Here is a 21,993-nt window from a genome sequence, read left to right as displayed (position 1 = left end):
GCCTAACCGGAACGCGGTGATGGTGTCGTCCGATGTAGAGCCGGGGCCACCCCCGGCTGCTCCTGCCCCATCAGCCGGGCAGGTGCCCGGCTCTACAACTCAGCACTCGATGACGTTCACTGCCAGGCCACCGCGGCTGGTTTCCTTGTACTTGTCCTGCATGTCGCGGCCGGTATCGCGCATGGTCTTGATCACCTTGTCCAGCGACACCTTGTGCTTGCCGTCGCCACGCATCGCCATGCGCGAGGCATTGATCGCCTTCACCGCGCCCATCGCGTTGCGTTCGATGCAGGGGATCTGCACCAGGCCACCGATCGGGTCGCAGGTCAGGCCCAGGTTGTGTTCCATGCCGATTTCTGCGGCGTTCTCGATCTGGCTGGGGTTGCCACCCAGTGCCGCGACCAGGCCGCCGGCCGCCATCGAGCAGGCCACGCCAACCTCGCCCTGGCAGCCCACTTCGGCGCCGGAAATCGAGGCGTTTTCCTTGTAGAGGATGCCGATCGCCGCCGAGGTCAGCAGGAAGTCGAACACGCGCTGTTCGTTCGCGCCCGGGCAGAAGCGGTCGAAGTAGTGCAGCACCGCCGGCAGCACACCGGCCGCACCGTTGGTCGGCGCGGTCACCACACGGCCACCGGCCGCGTTCTCCTCGTTCACGGCCAGCGCGTACAGGTTGACCCAGTCCAGCGTGGTCAGCGGGTCGCGCATCGCCGCTTCCGGCTTCGACGACAGTTCGCGGTACAGCGCCGGTGCACGACGGCCCACCTTCAGGCCACCCGGCAGCACGCCTTCCTCGCGGATGCCGCGCGCCACGCACGACTGCATCGCACTCCAGATCTCGCGCAGCTGCGCGCGGATCTCGTCTTCGCTGCGCCAGCACTTCTCGTTCTCGAACATCAGCTGGGCAATGCTCAGGCCGCTGCGCGCGGTCTGCGCCAGCAGCTCATCGCCGCTCTTGAAGGGGTAGGGCAGCGGGGTCTCGTCGGGCACGATGCGATCATCGGCCGCGTCGTCCTGGTTGACCACGAAGCCGCCGCCCACCGAGTAGTAGTCGCGGGTGGCGATCACTTCGTCGTCGGCGTTGTAGGCAGTGAAGCGCATGCCGTTGGTGTGGTAGGGCAGCTTCTGGCGCTTGTTCATGCCGAGGTCGCGCTTCTCGTCGAAGGCGATCTCGTGCTGGCCCATCAGCTGGATGCGCTTGCTGCTGCGGATGCGCTCCAGCGTGGCCGGAATGATGTCCGGGTCGATCAGGTTCGGCCGCTGGCCTTCCAGGCCCAGCAGGATCGCCTTGTCGGTGCCGTGGCCGCGGCCGGTCAGTGCCAGCGAGCCATAGACATCGGCGCGGATGCGCGCGACCTCGTGCAGGCGGCCCGGGTCGAGCAGCCAGCGATGGATGAATCGCTCGGCGGCCTTCATCGGCCCGACGGTGTGCGAGGAACTCGGGCCAATGCCGATCTTGAAAACGTCGAACGTGCTGACAGCCATGATTGCCGTACTGCGGGTACCGGAAGAGATCGCTATTCTAGCGGTTCACGCCGCACTTCCATGGCTGCGGCGCAGCATTTCCGCCACGGGAGCCCGGCCGGTGTTGACCCTTATCCAACGTGACGATTGCCACCTGTGCGACATGGCCCTGGCCGAGCTGGCGAGGGCACGGGCGCCGGAGTTCGAATCGCTGTTCCTGGACGACCAGCCGGCGCTGGAAGCGCGCTATGGCACGCGGGTGCCTGTGCTGCGTGACGAGCGCGGCGACCGCGAGCTGGACTGGCCGTTCGACGCCGCCACGGTTCGGGCGTGGTTGGCCGTCGATCGGTAGTGCCGGCCGCTGGCCGGCAACCCCTCTGTTCCCGGTGATGCCAGCCAGCGGCCGGCACTACCCGATGCGGTTTATTTCGCGTCGAACTTCACGATCGTGCTGATCGCGGTTTCGTCCGGGATGGTCTTGGTGTCGGCCCAGTCACCGCCGCCGACGCCGAAGTCCAGGCGCTTGACCGTGGCCTTGCCGGTCAGCACCGGTTGGGTGCCCGGCTTCCAGGTGAAGGTCAGCGTGACCGGCTTGCTGACGCCGCGCAGCTCCAGTGTGCCATCGGCGGCGAACTGGTCGTTGCCCACCGCGCGGAAGCCCTTGGCGGTGTAGCGTGCGGTGGCGAACTTGCCAACATTGAAGAAGTCGGCACCCTGCAGGGTCGAATCGCGGTCGCTGTTGCCGCTCTTGGCACCGGCCAGCGGGATCACCACGTCCAGCGAGCCGGCGGCCGGGTTGGCCGGGTCGAAGCTGAGCTTGGTCGCGAAGCCCGGGAAGCTGCCGGTGAACACTTCGCCGTCGTACTTGGTGGCGAACACCAGGATCGAACCGGCGCCGGGAGCCTGCGCGTAATCGGCAGCGAGTGCCGGAGCGGTGGCCAGCATGCCGGCCAGGGCGGCGGCCACGGCGGCCGGAGTGGTCAGTTTCAGGTTCATCGGTCAGTCCTTCTGAGGGGAGGCGAGCCAGCCGCGCGGCAACATGCGGGACAGCGTTGCATCGCGTTGGAACAGGTGGTGGTAGAAGGCAGCGCCGGCATGGGCCAGCACCACCGCGATCAACAGCCAGAAGCCGTATTCGTGGATGGCATGCGATACCGCGACAACCTGCGGGTCGGGTCCGCTCAGCTTGGGCACGTCGACCAGGCCGAACCAGCGGAACGGGCGCAGGCCGCTGGCCGAGTCGTACAGCCAGCCCGACAGCGGGATGGCGAACATCAGCACGTACAGCAGCACGTGGGTGGCGCCGGCGATGCGCTCCTGCCAGCTGGGCACGCCCGGCACCGGCTTCGGTGCACCGGCGTACAGGCGCCAGCCCAGGCGGAACAGCACCAGCGCCAGCACGGTGATGCCGATCGACTTGTGCGCGGTGTAGACCCAGAAGTACTTCGGGGTCTTGGGCAGTTCACCCATGGTCAGGCCGACCACGCCCAGGGCGAGGATCAGCAGTGCGATCAACCAATGCAGGATCTGGCTGACACTCCCCCAGGCGGCGGGGGTGTTCTTGGCGGTCATGAGGGGTCCTCTAGGGGGCCGTCTTGGGGTCGGAGTGCGGAACGGGAGCGGGAGTTCCCGGGGCGTCGCTGCGGTCGAGGGTGGCTTCAGCCTCGATCCTCAGTTGTACTGCATCACCGATGACGCCCGGCCAGGCGGTGATGCCGAACGCGCGCCGGCTCAGCGTGGTGCTGGCGGAAAAACCGGCGGTGCGTCGGAACGGGGGAAGCGGGTAGCGCTTGATGGCGTTGAGGGTCACATCCAGCGTGACTTCCTGGCTGACCCCGCGCAGGGTCAGCGTGCCGGACACGTGCGCGCGCCTGGCATCGATCGGCTCGACCTTGGTGGAGACGAATCGCGCGGTCGGGAAACGCTCGCCGTCGAGCAGGCTGCGGGCCAACGTGGCCTGGTTCCACTTGGCATCACCAAGGTCCAGTCGCGACACCGGGACATCCACTTCCACGGTGGCGTCGCGCCAGTTGTCGGGATCGAACCGCACGCGCCCCTCGCTGCCCGATACCGTGCCCATGGCCTGCGAGTAGCCTGCGTGGTCGATCGAGAACAGCACCCGCGTGTGCACCGGATCGAGGCGATAGGTGTCAGCGGCCGCCCAGGCAGGGGCGGTGGCGAGCAGCATCGGCAGCAGGGCCAGACAGGGACGCATCGATGGCGGGCTCCGGAAGGGGACGCTGCGATCATACGCACAGCCCCCTGCCAACGTTGCGTGCATGGGTGCAACAGTTCGTGGTGGTGCCGCCGCTGGAAACAGGCTGTTGCAGCCATGACCCCGGCCCTGTGTGACAATCGGCGCAGGACAGGGGGTTCAGGATGACGAGCGGCTGGCGCCTGTGGTGCCGTGGCATCGCAGGTATGGGACTGCTGCTGGTGGCGATGGCCACGGCGGCTGCGACCCTGCACATGGCAGAAACACCACGCCTGCGCCGCTTCGGTGCCGCCGAAGGCTTGCCGTCTCGCATGGTGGTGGCGCTGGCCGAGGATCGCCAGGGCCACGTATGGGCCGCCACCGATGGTGGACTCGCCCGCTATGACGGCAACAGCCTGCGGGTCTGGGAGCACGACCCGGAACAGCCGGGCTCGTTGCCAGGCAACGAGATCGAGACCCTGCTGATCGACCCGCTGGACCGGGTCTGGGTGGGCATCAATGGCAAGGGCGTGGCACGCCTGGATGCCGACCGCGAACGCTTCCAGACCTTCGATACGGTCAATTCCACCTGCCAGGGGCAGTTCTGGGCACTGGCCTATGTCGACGACGCCTTGTGGATCGGGACCAACAACCATGGCGTCTGCCGTTTCGGCGAAGACGGCAGCGTGCGCCTCTACACCCATGATCCGGCGCACCCGGGTGGCCTGCCCAGCAACAGCATCTTCACCAGCCTGGTCGACGCGCGGGGCCGCCTGTGGGTCGGCACCGAAGCCGGTGTGGCGCGTTGGAACGGCAGCGGCTTCGAGCCGGTGGCCGCGCGGGAACTGGGTAGGCTGAGCGTGCTCCGGTTGAGCCGTGATGCAGACGGTTCGATCTGGGTAGGCAGCCAGAACGATGGCCTCTACCGCATCGATGGGCAGGACCGGGTCAGTCGCCCGCGATGGGCCGACAGTGCCCAGCTGCGGTCGGCCCTGGTCCTGGCCGATCGCCAGGGGGGCTACTGGGCGGGTACCTCCGATGGCCTGTTGCGAGGGGATGCGGCGGCGTTGCGCCGCCTGGAGGGGGACCGCGGCAGCGGCTTCCTGACCGCGCACAGCGGTGTGCTTGACCTGCTGCAGGACCACGAGGGCGGACTGTGGGTGGCGTTGCTGACCCAGGGCCTGGCCTATCTGCCACCGGACTGGCGGCGCTTCTCGATCTGGAACCAGCTCGACGGCAAGCCCCTGGACAGCCAGTACCTGTTGAGCGCGGCCAGCGATGGGAAGAACTACTACGTCGGCTCGGCGCGAGGGGTGTACCAGCTCGATGCGCAGGGCACCCTGCGTCTGCTGGCCAGCGACCGGCAGCTCGGCAACGGCGTGGTGTGGTCGGTGCTGCCGCGCCCGGATGGTCGCCTGTGGCTGGGACGCGGCGGCCGCATCACCGTCTACGATCCGGCCACCGGCGCATTGCGTGACCTGCGGATCGATGGCAGTGCCGACCTGCGCCAGCGCATCGACCTGATGCGGCAGGCCCCTGATGGCACGGTGTGGGTGTCGGTGATGGGCCTGGACCTGCAGCAGCGCGATGCAGAGGGCCGGCTGCTGCACAGTCATCCGCTGGAACATTTCCGCGGGACGGCCGATGCGCCGATCGAGCAGATTCGCTTCGACGCCCAAGGCCGGCCCTGGGTGATGGGCGACATGGGCATCTGGCGTGAGCAGGCCGGACGCTTCGAGGCAGTGCCCGGCGTGTCGCGCGGCCCGATCTACGATCTGGTATGGATCGATCCGCAGCAGTTGTGGCTGGCGCGCCAAGGCGCCTTCGAGCGCTACCAGTGGGATGGCATGAGCCTGCGCCTGATCCAGCGCATCGACGGCAGTGCGGGCGTGCCGCCGGTGACCATGGGGGGGCTGGCGCTGGCCGACAATGGCCAGCTCTGGGCCACGACGCCGCGCGGCCTGCTGCGGTGGGACCCGAAGACGCGGCGCCTGCAACAGTTCAACGAACGCGATGGCCTGTCCGATGCCGAGTTCACCGGTCGGCCACCTGCGGTGAATGCCGATGGCCGCGTGTTGGCGGTTACCCAGACCGGCCTGGTCGCCTTTGATGTGAATGCCGACGACACCGTGCTGCCGCCTTCATCGCTGGTGATCGCCGAAGTGCGTGTGCGGCGCGACGACGCACGCGGCTGGCAACCGTTGCCGCTTACTGGCACCCTGCTGCTGGGACCGGACGACCGCGATCTGCAGATCGATGCGCGGCTGCTGTCCTATGCCAGCCCGCAGGGCAACCGGTACCGCTTCCGCGTGCAGGGTTACGACCAGGACTGGGTGGAGCAGGGGGGCGATGGCCAGCGCACCCTGTCGCGGCTGCCGACCGGCCGCTATGTCATCGAGGTGCAGGCTGCGACTGCCCGGGGCACGTGGACGCCTTCGCAGCAGTTGCAGGTGAAGGTGCTGCCGCCGTGGTGGCGCAGCGGCATGGCGATATTCGGCTACATCCTGCTGGGGTCGTTGCTGCTGGTGGTTCTGGTCTGGTCGATCCGCGCGCGGTTGCGCCGCCGCCAGCAATGGCAGCTGACGGTGCACAAGCAGCAGCTGGCCGAGCAGGCCTCGCAGGCCAAGAGCCGTTTCCTGGCCACGCTGGGCCACGAAGTCCGCACGCCGATGACCGGCGTGCTGGGCATGAGCGAACTGCTGCTGGCGACCCCGCTGGATCCGGTGCAGCGCGGCTACGCCGGGTCCATCCAGCAGGCCGGCAGCCATCTGCTGCGGCTGGTCAACGATGCCCTGGACCTGGCCCGGATCGAAGCCGGGCGGCTGGAGCTGGACCTGCGCCCGTTCGATCTGGGGGAGCTGCTGGACCAGGTGCAGGGCCTGATGCAGCCGATGGCGCAGCAACGCCAGCTGGTGTTCCAGCGCGGCGAAGACCCGCCCGGGCCGATCAGTGTCAGTGGCGACGAGATGCGCGTGCGCCAGATCCTGCTGAACCTGCTCGGCAACGCGATCAAATTCACCGAGCGCGGCCACGTCGGCCTGGCCGTACGCCTGGAAGAAAAGGGCGGCCTGTGTTTCGAAGTCCATGACAGCGGCCCGGGCATCAACGCCGAGCAGCAGCAGCGCCTGTTCCATCGTTTCGAACAGGCCGACGGCCCGCGTACCGCGTCGCGCTACGGCGGCAGTGGCCTGGGGTTGGCGATCTGCCAGGAACTGGCGGTGGCGATGGGGGGGCGCATCGAAGTGGACAGCCAGCCTGGCAAGGGCGCGCGGTTCCGCGTGCGCCTGCCCCTGCCCTGGACGCGCCAGGCCGCCAACAGTGCGGGCGACGTGGCGGCCCTGCCGGAACTGCCGCCGCTGCGCATCCTGCTGGTCGAGGACGATGCCACGGTGGCCGAGGTCATCGCCGGCCTGCTGCGCGTGCGCGGGCATGAGGTGGTCCACGTGCTGCATGGCCTGGGCGCGCTGTCGGAGATCGCCACCGATGGTTTCGACGTCGGCCTGCTCGATCTCGATCTGCCCGCGCTGGATGGTACGGCCATCGCCCGCCAGCTGCGCACCATGGGCTATGAACTGCCGCTGGTGGCGGTGACCGCCCGTTCCGATGCCTATGCCGAAACCCAGGTGCTGGCCGCAGGCTTCGATGGCTTCCTGCGCAAGCCGGTGACCGGCGACCTGCTGGTGACGGCCATCGCCCAGGCACGTGCGAAACGACAGGCGACTGCGTGACGACGCCGACGCCGGGCGTGAACGGCGTGACTTTCGGTTTACCATGCCGACGCCCGCAGCGCGGGAATCATCAGGACCAGCGTGAGGAGGCAATCGGTGGTGTATCTGCGGGCGGCGATGCTGCTGCTGGTCCTCCTGTGCTGCGCGTTGCCCGCTGCGGCACAGCCGGTGCCTCCGAGCCCGCGGCAGGTGACCGTGTTCGATGGCCTGCCGTCCAATACCGTCAACCGCATGGCCGAGGACCGTTACGGCTACCTGTGGATCGCCACCAACGATGGCCTGGCCCGCTATGACGGCCGCACCTACCGCGTGTGGCGTTCCGAGGATGGACTGCGTGACAACCGCATCTGGACGGTGCTGGTCGATGCCCGCAACCAGTTGTGGATAGGCACCGAGAACGCCGGCCTGGTGCGCATGTCGGCCGACCGCCGCCAGCTGCACTTCTACGACCGCAGCAGCCAGCCGTTGATGGGTACCAACACGGTCTGGAGCCTGGCCAGCACGCCTGATGGCTCGATCTGGTTCGGTACCCACGAAGGCGGCCTGTACCGCCTGGACAGCCAGGATCGCCTGCAGCGCTTCCTGCCCGAGCCGAACAATCCGCGCAGCCTGCCTTCGTCGTCGGTGCCCTACCTGGCCACGCTGGCCGATGGCAGCCTGTGGATCGGCACCAAGCATGGCGTGGCGCGCTGGACCGGGACCGACTTCGAGCGTGTCGGTACGGACATCATCCCCAGCCTGCTGATCAACGGGCTGACCGCCGAACCGGATGGCAGCCTGTGGATCAGCACGATGGCCGGCGCCACCGTGCGCCGCCCGGATGGCCGCTTCGAAGCCCCCCCGTGGAAGCTGCCGCCGGGCGAGCAGGTGCTGGGCATGATGCTGCGCGACGAGCAGGGCGGGCACTGGCTGGATACACGCACCGGGCTGGGGCGTGCGGTCGATGGCCAGTACCAGACCGTGCCGCTGTACAGCGTGATCGCGCGCGGTCCGGTACGGCCGAACTGGACCGGTGCCTACGAGGACCGCGAAGGTGGCATCTGGTTGGCCAGCACCAATGCCGGGCTGTGGCACCTGCTGCCACGCTGGTGGCAGTTCTCGGTGCTGTCGCGCCTGGAGGACGACCCCAGCTCGCTGCGCAATGCGCTCGTGCTGGGTACCAGCCCCTCCAGCAACGGCGGCGTCTGGACGGTGGGCAGCCATGGCGCGCTGGACCGCTTCGATCCGAAGACCGGCAGGATCGAGCAGCATCGCACCTGGGTCAACGGCATGCACTGGTTGACCTCGGTGCGTGAGGACCGGCGTGGGCAGGTCTGGATTGGATCGACCGATGCGCTGGTGCGCTACGACCCGCAACGGCGCGAACTGCGTCGTTGGGGCCGTGATGCCGGTGCAGATGCGGCGATGGAAGGGGTCGTCGAAGCGATGATGACCTGCGACGGCGACAGCCTCTGGTTGATGCTGCCCGCGGGCCTGCAGCAGCGCGACCTCGACGGCCACGTGCGGCGCCAGCTGGACAATGGCCAGCGCGGCCTGCAGCAGGGCCAGCTCAACCTTGATGTGGAATGCGGGCCGCAGGACCACATCTGGCTGGCCAGCAGCCGTGGCCTGCTGCAGTGGCTGCCGGAAAGCGAGCGCTTCCAGCCGGTGCCGGGTGCGCCGGCAACGGCGATCCATGCGTTGCATGTGGGCCGTGACGGCCAGGTCTGGTTGTCCGAGGATGGTCGCCTGTCCCGTTACCGCTGGAGCCAGGGACGCCTGGAACGGCAGGCGGTGGTCGGTGCCGAACAGGGCTATCCGGCGATCTCCGCCTCCGGCCTGGTGGTGGATGCGCAGGGCGTGGCTTGGGCGACCAGCGCACGCGGCCTGGTACGCGTCAGTGCCGATGGGCAGAGCGTGCGCCTGTACGGCGTGCATGATGGGCTGCCCAGCCAGGAATTCCGCGAGCACACCTTGATCGCAGCGGCCGATGGCCACCTGGTGGCCGGAACGGCAGCGGGCGCGGTGGTGTTCGACCCGGAGCAGGTACGGCCTTCGGTCCGTCGCGCCCCGCTGGTGATCGAGCGGGTGGAAGTGCGCCGCAACGAGCAGGTGCTGGACATGACCCACGATGCGCCGTTGCAGATCGCCGATGGCGACCGCGACCTGCGCATCGTCGCGCGATTGCTGTCCTTCGCCGACTCGGCGTCCAATACGTACCGCTACCGCCTGGCCGGCTACGACCCCGATTGGGTCGAAGTCGGCCCGGCCGGCGAGCGCCTGTTCTCGCGCCTGGCGCCGGGCAGCTACCGGCTGGAAGTGCAGGCACGCTCGGCCGACCATGTGTGGTCGCGGGTGCAGAGCCTGGAATTCCGCGTGCAGCCGCCGTGGTGGCGCAGCCTGTCCGGCCTGCTGGTGCTGGCGTCGGTCGGGTTGCTGCTGACCAGCTGGTTCGCCTGGTTGTACCGACGCCGCCTGCAGCGGCGCCATGCCTACCAGCTGGCGCTGCACAAGCAGGAGCTTGCCGAGCAGGCCTCGGCGGCCAAGACCCGCTTCCTGGCCAACCTTGGCCATGAGATCCGCACGCCGATGACCGGCGTGCTGGGCATGAGCGAGCTGCTGCTGGCCTCGCCACTGGACCCGCAGCAGCGTGGCTACACGCAGTCGATCCGGCATGCGGGCGAGCACCTGCTGCACCTGGTCAACGATGCGCTGGACCTGGCGCGAATCGAGTCCGGGCGCCTGGAACTGCAGTCGCAGTCGTTTGCGTTGAATGGCCTGTTGCAGGATCTGGCGGCGCTGATGGGCCCGCTGGCTGCACAGAAGGGCCTGCGCTTCGTCCTCGACAATCAGCTGCCGCCGGGCCTGCAGGCGACCGGTGATGCCATGCGCGTGCGGCAGATCCTGCTCAACCTGCTGTCGAACGCAGTGAAATTCACCAGCCGCGGCACTATCACCCTGCACGCACGTTGCGATGGCGAGCTGCGCGCGCTGCACTTCGAGGTGCGCGATACCGGCCCAGGCATCAGCCAGGAACAGCAGCAGCGCCTGTTCCGTCGCTTCGAGCAGGCCGATGGTGCCCGTACCGCCGCGCAGTACGGTGGCAGTGGCCTCGGCCTGGCGATCTGCCGCGAGCTGGCGCATGCGATGCAGGGGCGGATCCAGGTGGAGAGCCAGCTGGGCCGGGGCACCTGTTTCGGCGTGACCTTGCCGTTGCCGCTGGTGGTGAACTGCGATGTCGAGGCATCGGCCGAGGCGAACCGCGACGAAGCGGCGAACATGCCGCCGCTGCGGGTGCTGCTGGTCGAGGACGATGCCACCGTGGCCGACGTGGTGCGTGGCCTGTTGAGCGCACGCGGCCACGAGGTGGTGCATGCCGGCCATGCGCTGGCGGCGCTGCGCGAGGTCAGTGCCGGCGATTTCGACGTCGGCCTGCTGGATCTGGACCTGCCGGGCCTGAGCGGTTTCGAACTGGCCCAGCACCTGCGCAACCAGGGCTACATGCTGCCGTTGCTGGCGGTGACCGCACGCACCGATCCGGACCTGCAGCAGCAGGTGGAAGCAGCCGGCATCGGCGGCTTCCTGCGCAAGCCGGTGACTGGTGAGCTGTTGGTGGAAGCGATCGCCAGGGTCACGGGTAGGTAGGTTCTGCAGGGCCTGTGGACCCACCCCGCCTTCGACAGAATTCTGCGAGCTGTTGAAATGGCGTGGGGTCAGATCGATTTCGATATCTGACAGATGTGTCGACCAAGGTCGACACCTACCAAGAGCCGCCGGAATCCGTCAGAGGTGGGGCGGTGTCGCAGTGCGGGGTGTCAGCCGCATGGATGCGGCTGCCAAGCCTACAGGGACGTACTTGCGGCGTCCCCGCACTGCGACACCGCCCCGCCAACCCACGGAATGCCGCTTTGGCTGTTGCTGTTGCCGGCCAGCAGCCGGCACTACCGCGGGTGCAGGGCCGCAGGCCCTGCCGAACCACCCTCACTCCGCGACGTGCTCGACCTGCCGCGGTTCGGGCTTGGTGTCAGGCAGCTGCCAGAAGATCATCGTCGAGGTCAGGGTGATGGCGCCCACGCACAGGAATGTGGCATGCAGCGCGGCGGTCGCGCTGTTGCTGTCCAGGTGATTGCCGAACGCGGCCAGCAGGCTGCCGGCCGCCGCGGCGCCGAAACCGGCGGCCAGCATCATCACCATCGACAGCAGGCTGTTGCCGGAACTGGCGAATTCGCGGTCAAGGTCGCGCAGCGTCACGGTGTTCATCACGGTGAACTGCAGTGAATTGACCGCGCCGAAGAATGCAAGCTGCACCAGGCGCCAGGCCAGGTGCTGGCCGGGTGTCATCAGGATGAAGCTGGCCATTGCCAGCCCCACCAGCACGGTGTTGGTCATCAGCACGCGGCGGTAGCCGTAACGTTCGACCAGCTTCACTGCCAGTTTCTTTGAGACCATGCCGGCGGCCGCCACCGGTACCATCATCAGGCCGGCGTTCATCGGGCCCAGACCGAGGCCGACCTGCAGCAGCAGCGGGATCAGCATCGGCATGGCGCTGCTGCCGATGCGCGAGAACAGGTTGCCGAGGATTCCGATGCGGTAGCTGGGTACGCGGAACAGGGCCAGCGAGAACAAGGGCGCGGTGGAATTGGCTGCATGCAGCCAGTAGCCCACCAGCGCAGCCAGGCCCGCGACCGTCATCAGCATCACCAGCGCGTGCGGGGTGCCGAGTCCGGAGATGCCGTCCAATGCCAGCGACAGCACCACCATCGCAAAGGCCAGCATGATGTAGCCGCGCAGGTCGAAACGGGTGCGATGGCTGGCGTAGTGGTCGGGCATGATCTTCATCGCGGCGATGAAACCGATCACGCCGATCGGCAGGTTGATCAGGAACACCCAGTGCCATGAGGCGATCTCGACCAGCCAGCCGCCCAGCGTCGGGCCGATCAGCGGGCCGACCAGCGCGGGGATGGCGATGAAGCTCATCGCGCGCAGGAAATCCTCGCGCGGCACCGAGCGCATCACCGCCAGCCGGCCGACCGGCAGCAGCATCGCACCGCCGATGCCCTGCAGCACGCGCGCGCCAACCAGCTGGTGCAGGTGCTGGGCCAACGCGCAGGCCAGCGAGCCGAGGGTGAACAGAATGATCGCCACCAGGAAGGTGCGCCGGGTGCCATAGCGGTCGGCGATCCAGCCCGAGGCGGGAATGAACGTGGCGACCGCCAGCGCATAGCTGAACACCACCGACTGCATCTGCAGCGGGCTCTCGCCCAGGCTGGCCGCCATCGCCGGCAACGCCGTGTTGACGATGGTCGAGTCCAGCATCTGCATGAAAATCGCCAGGGACACCAGCCACAGCAGGGGACGCTGGCGGTTGTAGGTCGATGGCGATGTGGACATGGGGTGCGGCCGGTGCAACGTGGGGGCGGCCATGATCGCGCACTGCGGGTCACGGCGCGATCAACATCGCGCCGTGATGGCATGCGGAATGCTCAGCGTTGGCTGTGCGCGTGCACCGCGTCGACCAGGACCTGCACGTGCGCCGGGTCCATGTCCGGCGACATGCCGTGGCCGAGGTTGAACACATGGCCTTCGCGCGAGCCGCCGTTGCCGGCGGCATAGGTGTCGAGCACGCGCGCTGCGGCCGTGGCGATCGCATCCGGCGAGGCGTACAGCGTGGTCGGGTCGAGGTTGCCCTGCAGGGCGACGCGACCACCGGTGCGGCGCATTGCTTCGTCCAGGTCCAGCGTCCAGTCCAGGCCAAGTGCATCGGCGCCGGTCTGCGACAGTGCTTCCAGGTGCAGGCCGGTACCCTTGCCGAACAGGATCAGCGGCGTGCGCTCGCTGCCTTCGCCGCGATCCAGGCCCTGTGCAATCCGCTGCAGGTAACGCAGCGAGAACTCGCGGTACATCGCCGGGGACAGCACGCCACCCCAGGTGTCGAACACCTGCAGCGCCTGCGCACCGGCCGCGCGTTGCGCACCGAGGTAGGCGATCACCGCTTCGGTGGTGACCTCCAGCAGGCGGTGCAGCGCCTGCGGATGGTTCAGCGCCATCGCCTTGATGCGTGCGAAATCCTTGCTGCCGCCGCCTTCCACCATGTAGCAGGCCAGCGTCCAGGGGCTGCCGGAGAAGCCGATCAGCGGCACCTGGCCGTCCAGCTCGCGGCGGATCAGGCGTACCGCATCCATCACGTAGCCCAGGTCCTGCTCCATGTCCGGCACCGCCAGCTTGGCGATGGCCGCTTCATCACGTACCGGGTGGCGGAACTTCGGGCCTTCGCCTTCGACGAAGTACAGCTCCAGGCCCATCGCATCGGGAATGGTGAGGATGTCCGAGAACAGGATGGCTGCGTCCAGCGGGAAGCGGCGCAGCGGCTGCAGGGTGACTTCGCAGGCGATCTCCGGGGTCTTGGCCATGGCCAGGAAGCTACCGGCCTTGGTCCGGGTCGCGCGGTATTCCGGCAGGTAGCGGCCGGCCTGGCGCATCAGCCAGACGGGGGTGCAGTCCACCGGTTCGCGGCGCAGGGCGCGCAGCAGGCGATCGTTGCGGAGAGGGCTGGTCACGATGGGCATTCCTTGGACGGGAGGAGCAGCGGCGTCAGTCGCCGTGCGAAAGGATCTGGAAGCCGCGATGCAGTTCGGCATCGCGGGCCTTCTCGAAGGCGTGGCGGGCGTCGTCGGCCTGCAGGAACAGCTCGCGCCGCAGCTGCGAGCGGCTGCCGACGCGGCCGCTCTCGCGCAGCAGCTCCCAACCGCCGAACAGGTCCGGCTGCAGGCTCAGGCGCAGGAAACGCGGTGCCTGCGCACCGGCGTCGGGATGTTGCAGGTAGACGTGCATGGCGCCGATTGTAGCGGGGCAGGGGTGACCCCTGCCGCAACGTGGCAGTGCCGGCCGCTGGCCGGCAACTTCATGCGTGGACAAGCCGGCCAGCGGCCGGCTCTACCTGGCTGACAGCACCTTCAGCACCGCCGCCTCATCCACGTCCGGCACCACTTCGGCGCGGCCCATGCCGCGCCACAGCACCAGGCGCAGGCGGCCGGCCACATTCTTCTTGTCCAGGCGCATGCGGCCGAGCAGGGCCTGCGGGTCCAGCCCGGCCGGGATCGCCACCGGCAGGCCGAGGCGTTCCAACAGTGCCTGCAGGCGAGCGCGGTCGGCGTCGTCGGCCAGGCCCAGGTCGGTGGACAGCTTTGCCGCCAGCACCATACCGACCGCCACGGCTTCGCCATGGTTCAGCGCATCGCGGCCCGGAGCCGAGTAGCCCTGCTCGGTCTCGATGGCATGGCCGAAGGTGTGGCCGAGATTGAGCAGGGCACGCTCGCCCTTCTCGAACGGATCGCGCTCGACGATGGCGGCCTTGTGCCGGCAGCTGCGCGCGATGGCTTCGGCCAGCGTGGCATCCTCGCCGGCCAGCAGCGCATCGGCATGCTGCTGCAGCCATTCGAAGAACACCGCATCGCCCAGCGCGCCGTACTTCACCACTTCGGCCAGGCCCGCGCGCAGTTCGCGCGGCGGCAGGGTAGCCAGCACGCGGGTATCAGCGATCACCGCACGCGGTGGATGGAACGCGCCGACCAGGTTCTTGCCGGCAGGGATGTCGACCGCGGTCTTGCCGCCCACCGACGAATCGACCATCGCCAACAGGGTGGTCGGCAGCTGCACGCAGTCCACGCCGCGCATCCAGCAGGCGGCGGCAAAACCGGCGAGATCACCGACCACGCCGCCGCCGAGGGCGAACACGCAGGCGTCGCGGGTGGCGCCGAGCGCGGCCAGCGCTTCGATGGCACGGCCGAATTCGGCCAGGGTCTTGGACGCTTCGCCGGCGGCCAGCATGTGCTCGCCGACGATCAGGTCGGGGCGTGCGGCGAGCAGCGTCTGCTTCACCGGCGCCAGATAGCGCGGGGCGACTTCGCTGTCGCTGAGCAGCAGCACATGGCGGCCGCGCACGTGTGAAACCAGTGCAGCGCCATCGGCCAGGGCACCGGCGCCGACGGTAATGGAGTACGGGCGATCGCCGCCAACGGCGACCTGCAGCAGGGCGGGGGAAGTCATGCGGTCATGTCCTGGCGCTGCCATTGCGTGGCCAGCTTGACTACCAGTTGGGCAGTCGCGTCGGCAGCGGTATACGGGTCGGTATCGAGGGTGAGGTCGGCCAGTTCTCGGTACAGCGGGTCGCGCTGTGCGGCCAGATCATGCAGTACCTGCTCGCGGTCCGGGCGCTGCAGCAGCGGCCTGCCCTTGTCGCGGGCCAGGCGCTCCAGCTGCGCGGCCACGCCGACCCGCAGGTAGACCACGAAGCCGCGCCGGGCAATCAATGCGCGGTTGCCGGGGTCCAGCACCGCGCCGCCGCCGGTGGAGACCAATTGGCCGCGGCCTTCCAGCACGCGGGCCAGGGCCTGCCGCTCATGGCTGCGGAAGCCGGCTTCGCCGGTGTGCTCGAAAATGGTCGGGATGCTGGCGCCGGCGGCATCGACGATGGCCTGGTCGACGTCCACGAAGTCCAGCGTGAAGCGCTCGGCCAGGCGGCGGCCGATGCAGGTTTTGCCGGCGCCCATCGGGCCGATCAGGATCAGGTTCGGAGCAGGATTCATGCCCTGTGATGCTAACACCTCCGTGCCCTGGCCTTTACGTCCTTCACGTCAGGGTAGGTGTTCCTGCGGGGTCTCCCGCGCCAGCCGGAGTACAGGCCATGACGGTCGCCAAGGTCATCGAAATCACCGCCTCCTCTCCGAAAAGCGTGGAGGACGCCGTGCGCAGCGGGCTGAAGAAGGTCTCCGAGACGGTCAAGGGCATCCAGGGCGCCTGGGTGAACGAGACCAAGGTGGTCACCAATGGCAGCGGCGAGATCACCGAGTGGCGGGTCAACCTGCGGGTGACCTTCCTGATGGAATAGGCGCGCTCAGCGCACGTCCTGCACCTGGCGCTGGCCATCCAGTACCACCACGTGGTCGGCGATGGCGGGCAGGGTGTGCAGTGCCTGCCGACTGACCCGCTCGTAGTACTGCACGAAGCGCTCCAGCTGTGGCCGGCTCATGCCGTGCCGGCCCGGCTGCGCGGCCTGCAGGTTCTGTTCCTGCTGCCAGCGCCAGCGCGGTACCACCGAGAAATCCGGCGGCTGAAGGAACCATAGCCGGTCGCAGCGCTGCCACAGCGCCGTGTAGTCGTGGGCCAGCGCCTGGTTGCACCAGCGCCGCCAGCGGCCATCGGCGTCGGCCTCGCGCTCCAGCGCGTTCAACGGGCTGTCCAGCGCGATGTCATCCTGCGCGGGCGTGCCCAGGAACCAGCCTTCGAACACCAGCAGGTCCAGCGGATGTTGCAGGCGCGGCCATTGCGCTTCTGGCAGCCGTTCGTCGGCCAGCTTGTCGAAACGCGGCATCGCGAAGGGCTGGCGTGCGGCCACCGCATCCAGCACTGCGTGGGCCAGCGGCAGGTCATGGGTGCCCGGCGGACCCCGGGTGATCAGCAGTGGATGCACCTGGCGGGCAAGCCGTTGGCGCTGTGCGCGGGTCAGGTAGACATCATCGATCGACAGCGTGGCCGCGTTCAGGCCGCGTGCCTGGGCGCGGGCCACGACCTGCGCGGCCAGCGTCGATTTGCCGCTCCCCTGCAGGCCGCTGATCGCCAATACTGGAACCGCTGCGCCACTGCCCAGTGCGTCGTCCAGCACCTGTTCGGCCAATGTTTCGGGGAATCCTTTCACCTGGGGCATATACGCAGCAGCGGCCATGCAGCCACAATAGCCCAATCCGTGTGAGAAGAACGCAATCATGAGCGACCTGTACGCCGAAGCCCTGTCCACGTTTGCCAGCCTGTTCGAAGAGGCCAGGCAGAGCCGCGAGGTCGAGCCGAACGCCATGACCGTGGCGACCGCCGATACGCACGGCCGTCCCTCGGCGCGCACCGTGCTGCTGAAGGCGTTCGATGAGCGTGGCTTCGTGTTCTACACCCACCTGGACAGCCACAAGGGCCGGGAGCTGCAGGCCAATCCGCAGGCTGCACTGCTGTTCCTGTGGCGCAGCCTGCGCGAGGCCGGCATCCAGGTGCGCATCGAAGGTCGTGTCGAGCAGGTGGCCGATGCCGAGGCCGATGCCTATTTCGCCAGCCGCCCGCGCATGAGCCAGATCGGTGCCTGGGCCTCGCAGCAGTCGAAGACGCTGGCCACGCGCGAGGAGTTCGACGCGCGCGTGGCCGAGGTCGAAGCCCGCTTCGAGGGCCAGGACGTTCCGCGCCCGGACGGCTGGAGCGGCCTGCGCGTGGTGCCTGACCGCATCGAGTTCTGGTACGGCGCGCAGTTCCGCCTGCACGAGCGCTGGTGCTATGAAGCCGGTGCTGAAGGGCGCTGGAGCAAGCGACTGCTGTACCCGTAAGGCTGACTGATGCAACGCCTGCCGCTGTACCGCGTGGTGGTGTTCGTGCCGTCGGCAGCACTGGACGCAGTGAAGCAGGGCATCCTTGCGGTGGATGCCCTGGCGGCGGGTGACTACGAGCACGGCATGTGGTGGTCGGCGCCGGGGTTCGAGCAGTTCCGCCCGCGGGTGGGTGCATCGCCCGTCCAGGGGGAGGAGGGGCGCACGGAAGTGGTTGACAGCGTGCGCCTGGAGTTCTGCCTGCCTCGGGATCCGCAGCGGTTGCAGCGCATCTTCGAGCAGGGCATCGTGCCGCATCATCCGTGGCGGGTGCCGGTGGTGCAGGTGGAGGAAGTCGAGCTGCTGCTGACGGGTGGGCAGCCGTTGTAGAGCCGAGCCCATGCTCGGCTGATGTTTCCGCACGCGCAGCCGAGCATGGGCCCGGCTCTACAGCCCCTCCGCGCGCAGCCAGCGCCACAGCGTGGTGCGGGATACCCCTAACGCCTGTGCCATGCCCTCACGGTCATTGCGGTGATCCTGCAACAGCGTTTCCAACTGCGCGCGCGGCGGACGCTTGCCGTTGCTTTCCAGCGGCAACATGGTGGCGCTTTCTTTCACCAGTTCGGGCGCGAGCTGCAGCAGACGCGCTGCATCGATCAATCCTTCCCCAGGCTGCCAGTGGATGCGTAGTCGATCCACCAGATTGCGCAGTTCGCGCACGTTTCCCGGCCACTCGGCCGCGCTCAGTACCGCCAGTGCCTCCGCATCCAATGGCGCGTCGATGCCACGCAGCTTGCGGAAGAAGTGCTGTGCCAGCAGCGGGATGTCACTGCGCCGCGCACGCAGCGGGGGCAGGGCGATGCGTAGTGCGGCCAGCCGGTAATACAGGTCGCGACGGAAGCTGCCGGTCGCCGCGCGCTGCTCCAGCGACTGCAGGGTGGCGGCCACCACGCGCAGGTCGACTGCGGTCGGTTCGGTAGCGCCGACACGCAGCACCTCGCGTTCTTCCAGCACGCGCAGCAGGCGGGTCTGCAACGGCAGCGGCAGTTCGCCGATTTCATCCAGGAACAACGTACCGCCATCGGCGGCCTCGACCAGGCCGACGCGACCACCGCGCCGTGCACCAGTGAAGGCACCATCGCTGTAGCCAAACAGTTCCGCCTCCAGCAGTGATTCGCTGATGGCGCCGCAGTTCAGCGCGACGAAGCGGCCACGGCGGCCACTGGCTGCGTGCAGCTGCCGCGCCACCAGCTCCTTGCCGGTGCCGGTTTCGCCGGTCACCAGTACGGTGCTGTCATGCGGTGCATAGAGCGCGATCTGTGCGCGCACCTGGGCCATCGCTTGGCTGTCGCCGAGCAGTTCATGCGCATCGGCACGCGCTGCCGGGCGCCGGCGCGGGGCGGCGTGGTTGCCGCCGGAGCGGGCCAGGGCCCGGGTCAGCTCCAGCGCATGCTCGAACGCCTGCCGCACCGAGTCAGCCGAATAGAGCAGCACGCCGGGCAGGCCGGCCTGCTCGGCATGGTCAATGGCCATGCCGGTGCCGACGATCACCTCGATGCCATTGGCGCGCAGGTCGGCGATACAGTCGCGCGCGTCCTCACGGGTGACGAAGCGGCGATGCTCGATATCCAGGCCGAAACTCTGCTGGAAGTTGCTGAACACGGGCACGTCGCTGGCGTGGGTGACCAGGCCAATGCGGCTGGCGATGCGGCGGGCACGGGCCAGCGCTTCCATCAGGTCGAAGCCGTTGGCCTGGATCGGCACCAGTGGCAATTCCAGCCGGCCGCGCAGCCAGGCCGCGTTGGAGCCGCCGGCGATCACCACGTCGCAGTGCTCGCGGCGTAGCCGTTGGCCGATCACGTCCACCGCTTCCTCGAAGCCGAGGTTGATCTGCTCGATGCGCGCACGGCGGTCGAACTCGGGAATGACGTCGCCGAGCAGGCCGGTCAGGCGCGAAACGCTGACGGTCCAGATCACCGGGCGACCGGGGTCGGCGTCGGCGTGGCGCAGGAGGGAGCGGGGCAGGTACATGGCGGCGGGAGGTCGACGGAATGTTTCATGATACATCCGTTTCAATGTTTCATATGTTTCACTATCGCGTGGCGGTCATCCTCGTGAAATCAACGGCTTGCAGCTTGGCATGGTGCTTGCGGCTACCTATCCGTTCTCCAACCTGGATTGCCGCATGACCGCTTCCGCCCCTTTCTCCGCCGGTGCCCGCTTCCGTGAGGCGCTGGCTGCCGAATCGCCGCTGCAGGTGATCGGCGCCATCAACGCCAACCACGCCCTGCTGGCCAAGCGCGCCGGCTTCCGCGCCATCTATCTGTCCGGCGGCGGTGTTGCCGCGGGCTCGCTGGGCCTGCCGGATCTGGGCATCAACACCCTGGAAGACGTGCTGGTGGACGTGCGCCGCATCACCGATGTCTGCGACCTGCCGCTGATGGTTGACATCGACACCGGCTTCGGTCCGAGCGCGTTCAACATCGCGCGCACCGTGAAGTCGCTGATCAAGGCCGGCGCGGCCGCCTGCCACATCGAAGACCAGGTCGGCGCCAAGCGCTGCGGTCACCGTCCGGGCAAGGAAATCGTCTCGCAGGGTGAAATGGTGGACCGGGTGAAGGCGGCCGCCGATGCCAGGACCGATCCGGACTTCTTCCTGATCGCGCGTACCGACGCCATCCAGGTGGACGGCGTGGACAAGGCCATCGAGCGCGCCATCGCCTGTGTCGAGGCCGGTGCCGACGGCATCTTCGCCGAGGCCGCCTACGATCTGGATACCTACCGCCGCTTCGTCGACGCGGTGAAGGTGCCGGTGCTGGCCAACATCACCGAATTCGGTGCCACCCCGCTGTTCAGCCGCGATGAACTGGCTTCGGCCGGAGTTGCGATCCAGCTGTTCCCGCTGTCGGCGTTCCGCGCGGCCAACAAGGCGGCCGAGAACGTCTACCAGGCGGTGCGCCGCGATGGCCACCAGCGCAACGTGGTGGAAACCATGCAGACCCGCGAAGAACTCTACGACCGCATCGGCTACCACGCCTTCGAGCAGCAGCTCGATGCGCTGTTCGCCGCCAAGAAATAAGCAGTACCCTGCACCATCAAGTTTCGGAGGGAAACATGAACGATACGACCGCAACCCCGACCTTCAAGCCGAAGAAGTCCGTCGCCCTGTCCGGCACCGCCGCCGGCAACACCGCGCTGTGCAGCGTGGGCCGCAGTGGCAACGACCTGCATTACCGTGGCTACGACATCCTGGACCTGGCCAACACCAGCGAGTTCGAGGAAATCGCCTACCTGCTGGTGCACGGCAAGCTGCCGACCCGCGCCGAGCTGGTTTCGTACAAGGCCAAGCTGAAGTCGCTGCGTGGCATCCCGGCCGCGGTGAAGGCCGCGCTGGAAGAACTGCCGCCGTCGGCACACCCGATGGACGTGATGCGCACCGGTGTGTCCGTGCTCGGCTGCGTGGCGCCGGAGAAGGATGACCACAACCATCCGGGCGCGCGCGACATTGCCGACAAGCTGATGGCCTGCCTCGGCTCGATGCTGCTGTACTGGTACCACTGGAGCCACAACGGCCGTGCCATCGACGTGGAAACCGACGATGACTCGATCGGTGGCCACTTCCTGCACCTGCTGCACGGCGAGAAGCCGCAGGACTCGTGGGTGAAGGCGATGCACACCTCGCTGATCCTGTACGCCGAGCACGAGTTCAACGCCTCGACCTTCACCTGTCGTGTCATCGCCGGTACCGGCAGCGACATGTACAGCGCGATCTGCGGTGGCATCGGCGCACTGCGTGGCCCGAAGCACGGCGGCGCCAATGAAGTGGCGTTCGAAGTGCAGAAGCGCTACGACAATCCGGATGAGGCCGAGGAAGACATCAAGGCCCGCGTCGAGCGCAAGGAAGTGGTGATCGGCTTCGGCCATCCGGTCTACACCGTGTCCGATCCGCGCAACAAGGTGATCAAGGACGTGGCCCGCGAGCTGTCCGAAGAACAGTCGAGCATGAAGATGTACGACATCGCCGAGCGCCTGGAATCGGTGATGTGGGACATCAAGAAGATGTTCCCGAACCTGGACTGGTTCAGCGCCGTCAGCTACCACATGATGGGCGTGCCGACCGCGATGTTCACCCCGCTGTTCGTGATCGCGCGCACAGCCGGCTGGAGCGCGCACATCATCGAGCAGCGCATCGACGGCAAGATCATCCGCCCGAGCGCCAACTACATCGGTCCGGAAGACCGCGACTTCGTCGCCATCGACAAGCGCGTCTGATCCACCTGCTGTCCCCATC

At 68.0% G+C, this 21,993-nt stretch carries 19 protein-coding genes; 8 read left to right on the top strand and 11 right to left on the bottom strand.

Annotated elements, in window-relative coordinates:
* Positions 1-99: 99 nt before the first annotated feature.
* Positions 100-1,482: an L-serine ammonia-lyase gene (locus tag AC5P8U_RS02720; RefSeq protein WP_049415888.1), complete on the bottom strand. Its 1,383-nt coding sequence runs from the start codon at positions 1,480-1,482 to the stop codon at positions 100-102.
* Between the two features lie 100 nt (positions 1,483-1,582).
* Here AC5P8U_RS02720 and AC5P8U_RS02715 point away from each other — a divergent pair, with 100 nt between their 5' ends.
* A complete protein-coding gene (locus tag AC5P8U_RS02715; RefSeq protein ID WP_072168604.1) occupies positions 1,583-1,813 on the top strand; it encodes a glutaredoxin family protein in 231 nt (76 codons plus the stop codon).
* Positions 1,814-1,884: 71 nt separating this feature from the next.
* Here AC5P8U_RS02715 and AC5P8U_RS02710 read toward each other — a convergent pair whose 3' ends face one another.
* Genes AC5P8U_RS02710 through AC5P8U_RS02700 form a run of 3 tightly spaced genes read right to left on the bottom strand, consistent with a single transcriptional unit; the run spans position 1,885 to position 3,676 of the window.
* Positions 1,885-2,457: a YceI family protein gene (locus tag AC5P8U_RS02710; protein WP_021202032.1), complete on the bottom strand. Its 573-nt coding sequence runs from the start codon at positions 2,455-2,457 to the stop codon at positions 1,885-1,887.
* Between the two features lie 3 nt (positions 2,458-2,460).
* Positions 2,461-3,033, bottom strand: coding sequence for a cytochrome b (locus AC5P8U_RS02705; RefSeq protein WP_088496805.1), 573 nt, complete (start codon positions 3,031-3,033; stop codon positions 2,461-2,463).
* Between the two features lie 10 nt (positions 3,034-3,043).
* Positions 3,044-3,676: a YceI family protein gene (locus tag AC5P8U_RS02700; RefSeq protein ID WP_088496806.1), complete on the bottom strand. Its 633-nt coding sequence runs from the start codon at positions 3,674-3,676 to the stop codon at positions 3,044-3,046.
* A gap of 164 nt (positions 3,677-3,840) precedes the next feature.
* Between AC5P8U_RS02700 and AC5P8U_RS02695 the strand changes: the two genes are divergently transcribed.
* On the top strand, positions 3,841-7,383 hold the full coding sequence (locus tag AC5P8U_RS02695) for a hybrid sensor histidine kinase/response regulator (RefSeq protein WP_072168573.1): 3,543 nt from the start codon (positions 3,841-3,843) through the stop codon (positions 7,381-7,383).
* 96 nt (positions 7,384-7,479) lie between these two features.
* Positions 7,480-11,007: a hybrid sensor histidine kinase/response regulator gene (locus AC5P8U_RS02690; RefSeq protein WP_088496807.1), complete on the top strand. Its 3,528-nt coding sequence runs from the start codon at positions 7,480-7,482 to the stop codon at positions 11,005-11,007.
* A gap of 336 nt (positions 11,008-11,343) precedes the next feature.
* Here AC5P8U_RS02690 and mdtD read toward each other — a convergent pair whose 3' ends face one another.
* The 5 genes from mdtD to AC5P8U_RS02665 form a co-directional block, all read right to left on the bottom strand.
* Positions 11,344-12,753, bottom strand: coding sequence for a multidrug transporter subunit MdtD (mdtD, locus tag AC5P8U_RS02685; RefSeq protein WP_005418383.1), 1,410 nt, complete (start codon positions 12,751-12,753; stop codon positions 11,344-11,346).
* Between the two features lie 92 nt (positions 12,754-12,845).
* On the bottom strand, positions 12,846-13,928 hold the full coding sequence (hemE, locus tag AC5P8U_RS02680) for a uroporphyrinogen decarboxylase (RefSeq protein ID WP_061478866.1): 1,083 nt from the start codon (positions 13,926-13,928) through the stop codon (positions 12,846-12,848).
* Between the two features lie 25 nt (positions 13,929-13,953).
* A complete protein-coding gene (locus AC5P8U_RS02675) occupies positions 13,954-14,193 on the bottom strand; it encodes a WGR domain-containing protein (protein ID WP_053498927.1) in 240 nt (79 codons plus the stop codon).
* Between the two features lie 102 nt (positions 14,194-14,295).
* The gene (gene aroB, locus AC5P8U_RS02670) at positions 14,296-15,408 is read right to left on the bottom strand and encodes a 3-dehydroquinate synthase (RefSeq protein WP_188240737.1); all 1,113 of its coding nucleotides are present in this window, start codon (positions 15,406-15,408) and stop codon (positions 14,296-14,298) included.
* Positions 15,405-15,947 (bottom strand): shikimate kinase, encoded by a 543-nt coding sequence (locus AC5P8U_RS02665; RefSeq protein ID WP_061478864.1) that lies wholly within the window; start codon positions 15,945-15,947, stop codon positions 15,405-15,407. Before AC5P8U_RS02665 ends, aroB begins: the two co-directional genes overlap by 4 nt.
* Positions 15,948-16,045: 98 nt before the next feature.
* On the opposite strand from AC5P8U_RS02665, the gene AC5P8U_RS02660 reads away from it, so the two are divergent.
* The gene (locus AC5P8U_RS02660) at positions 16,046-16,249 is read left to right on the top strand and encodes a dodecin family protein (protein WP_447897499.1); all 204 of its coding nucleotides are present in this window, start codon (positions 16,046-16,048) and stop codon (positions 16,247-16,249) included.
* A 6-nt stretch (positions 16,250-16,255) separates the two neighbouring features.
* On the opposite strand, the gene AC5P8U_RS02655 is transcribed toward AC5P8U_RS02660, so the two are convergent.
* Entirely contained in the window at positions 16,256-17,083 is an 828-nt protein-coding gene (locus AC5P8U_RS02655; protein WP_151355325.1) for a kinase, read from the bottom strand.
* Positions 17,084-17,123: 40 nt separating this feature from the next.
* Between AC5P8U_RS02655 and pdxH the strand changes: the two genes are divergently transcribed.
* Positions 17,124-17,723 (top strand): pyridoxamine 5'-phosphate oxidase, encoded by a 600-nt coding sequence (pdxH, locus tag AC5P8U_RS02650; RefSeq protein ID WP_065178210.1) that lies wholly within the window; start codon positions 17,124-17,126, stop codon positions 17,721-17,723.
* Between the two features lie 9 nt (positions 17,724-17,732).
* Complete coding sequence (locus AC5P8U_RS02645) at positions 17,733-18,092, top strand: YqfO family protein (RefSeq protein ID WP_072168578.1); 360 nt, start codon at positions 17,733-17,735, stop codon at positions 18,090-18,092.
* A gap of 57 nt (positions 18,093-18,149) precedes the next feature.
* On the opposite strand, the gene prpR is transcribed toward AC5P8U_RS02645, so the two are convergent.
* A complete protein-coding gene (gene prpR / locus AC5P8U_RS02640) occupies positions 18,150-19,733 on the bottom strand; it encodes a propionate catabolism operon regulatory protein PrpR (protein WP_227837283.1) in 1,584 nt (527 codons plus the stop codon).
* Positions 19,734-19,887: 154 nt separating this feature from the next.
* Here prpR and prpB point away from each other — a divergent pair, with 154 nt between their 5' ends.
* A complete protein-coding gene (gene prpB, locus AC5P8U_RS02635; RefSeq protein ID WP_088496824.1) occupies positions 19,888-20,781 on the top strand; it encodes a methylisocitrate lyase in 894 nt (297 codons plus the stop codon).
* Between the two features lie 35 nt (positions 20,782-20,816).
* The gene (gene prpC / locus AC5P8U_RS02630) at positions 20,817-21,974 is read left to right on the top strand and encodes a bifunctional 2-methylcitrate synthase/citrate synthase (protein WP_005418357.1); all 1,158 of its coding nucleotides are present in this window, start codon (positions 20,817-20,819) and stop codon (positions 21,972-21,974) included.
* Positions 21,975-21,993: the final 19 nt, after the last annotated feature.

This window comes from Stenotrophomonas sp. YJH_SMC_81 (assembly GCF_059370875.1).
Note: the sequence above shows the minus strand (reverse complement) of the source record. Positions and strands in the feature narration are given on the sequence as shown.

Coding starts and splice junctions, on each gene's coding strand:
- prpC (WP_005418357.1), top strand. CDS start 20,817: ATGAACGATACGACCGCAACCCCGACCTTCAAGCCGAAGAAGTCCGTC.
- AC5P8U_RS02710 (WP_021202032.1), bottom strand. CDS start 2,457: ATGAACCTGAAACTGACCACTCCGGCCGCCGTGGCCGCCGCCCTGGCC.
- AC5P8U_RS02720 (WP_049415888.1), bottom strand. CDS start 1,482: ATGGCTGTCAGCACGTTCGACGTTTTCAAGATCGGCATTGGCCCGAGT.
- aroB (WP_188240737.1), bottom strand. CDS start 15,408: ATGACTTCCCCCGCCCTGCTGCAGGTCGCCGTTGGCGGCGATCGCCCG.
- AC5P8U_RS02645 (WP_072168578.1), top strand. CDS start 17,733: ATGCAACGCCTGCCGCTGTACCGCGTGGTGGTGTTCGTGCCGTCGGCA.
- AC5P8U_RS02700 (WP_088496806.1), bottom strand. CDS start 3,676: ATGCGTCCCTGTCTGGCCCTGCTGCCGATGCTGCTCGCCACCGCCCCT.
- AC5P8U_RS02655 (WP_151355325.1), bottom strand. CDS start 17,083: ATGGCCGCTGCTGCGTATATGCCCCAGGTGAAAGGATTCCCCGAAACA.
- AC5P8U_RS02660 (WP_447897499.1), top strand. CDS start 16,046: ATGACGGTCGCCAAGGTCATCGAAATCACCGCCTCCTCTCCGAAAAGC.
- prpB (WP_088496824.1), top strand. CDS start 19,888: ATGACCGCTTCCGCCCCTTTCTCCGCCGGTGCCCGCTTCCGTGAGGCG.
- pdxH (WP_065178210.1), top strand. CDS start 17,124: ATGAGCGACCTGTACGCCGAAGCCCTGTCCACGTTTGCCAGCCTGTTC.
- prpR (WP_227837283.1), bottom strand. CDS start 19,733: ATGTACCTGCCCCGCTCCCTCCTGCGCCACGCCGACGCCGACCCCGGT.
- AC5P8U_RS02665 (WP_061478864.1), bottom strand. CDS start 15,947: ATGAATCCTGCTCCGAACCTGATCCTGATCGGCCCGATGGGCGCCGGC.
- AC5P8U_RS02675 (WP_053498927.1), bottom strand. CDS start 14,193: ATGCACGTCTACCTGCAACATCCCGACGCCGGTGCGCAGGCACCGCGT.
- AC5P8U_RS02705 (WP_088496805.1), bottom strand. CDS start 3,033: ATGACCGCCAAGAACACCCCCGCCGCCTGGGGGAGTGTCAGCCAGATC.
- mdtD (WP_005418383.1), bottom strand. CDS start 12,753: ATGTCCACATCGCCATCGACCTACAACCGCCAGCGTCCCCTGCTGTGG.
- hemE (WP_061478866.1), bottom strand. CDS start 13,928: ATGCCCATCGTGACCAGCCCTCTCCGCAACGATCGCCTGCTGCGCGCC.
- AC5P8U_RS02695 (WP_072168573.1), top strand. CDS start 3,841: ATGACGAGCGGCTGGCGCCTGTGGTGCCGTGGCATCGCAGGTATGGGA.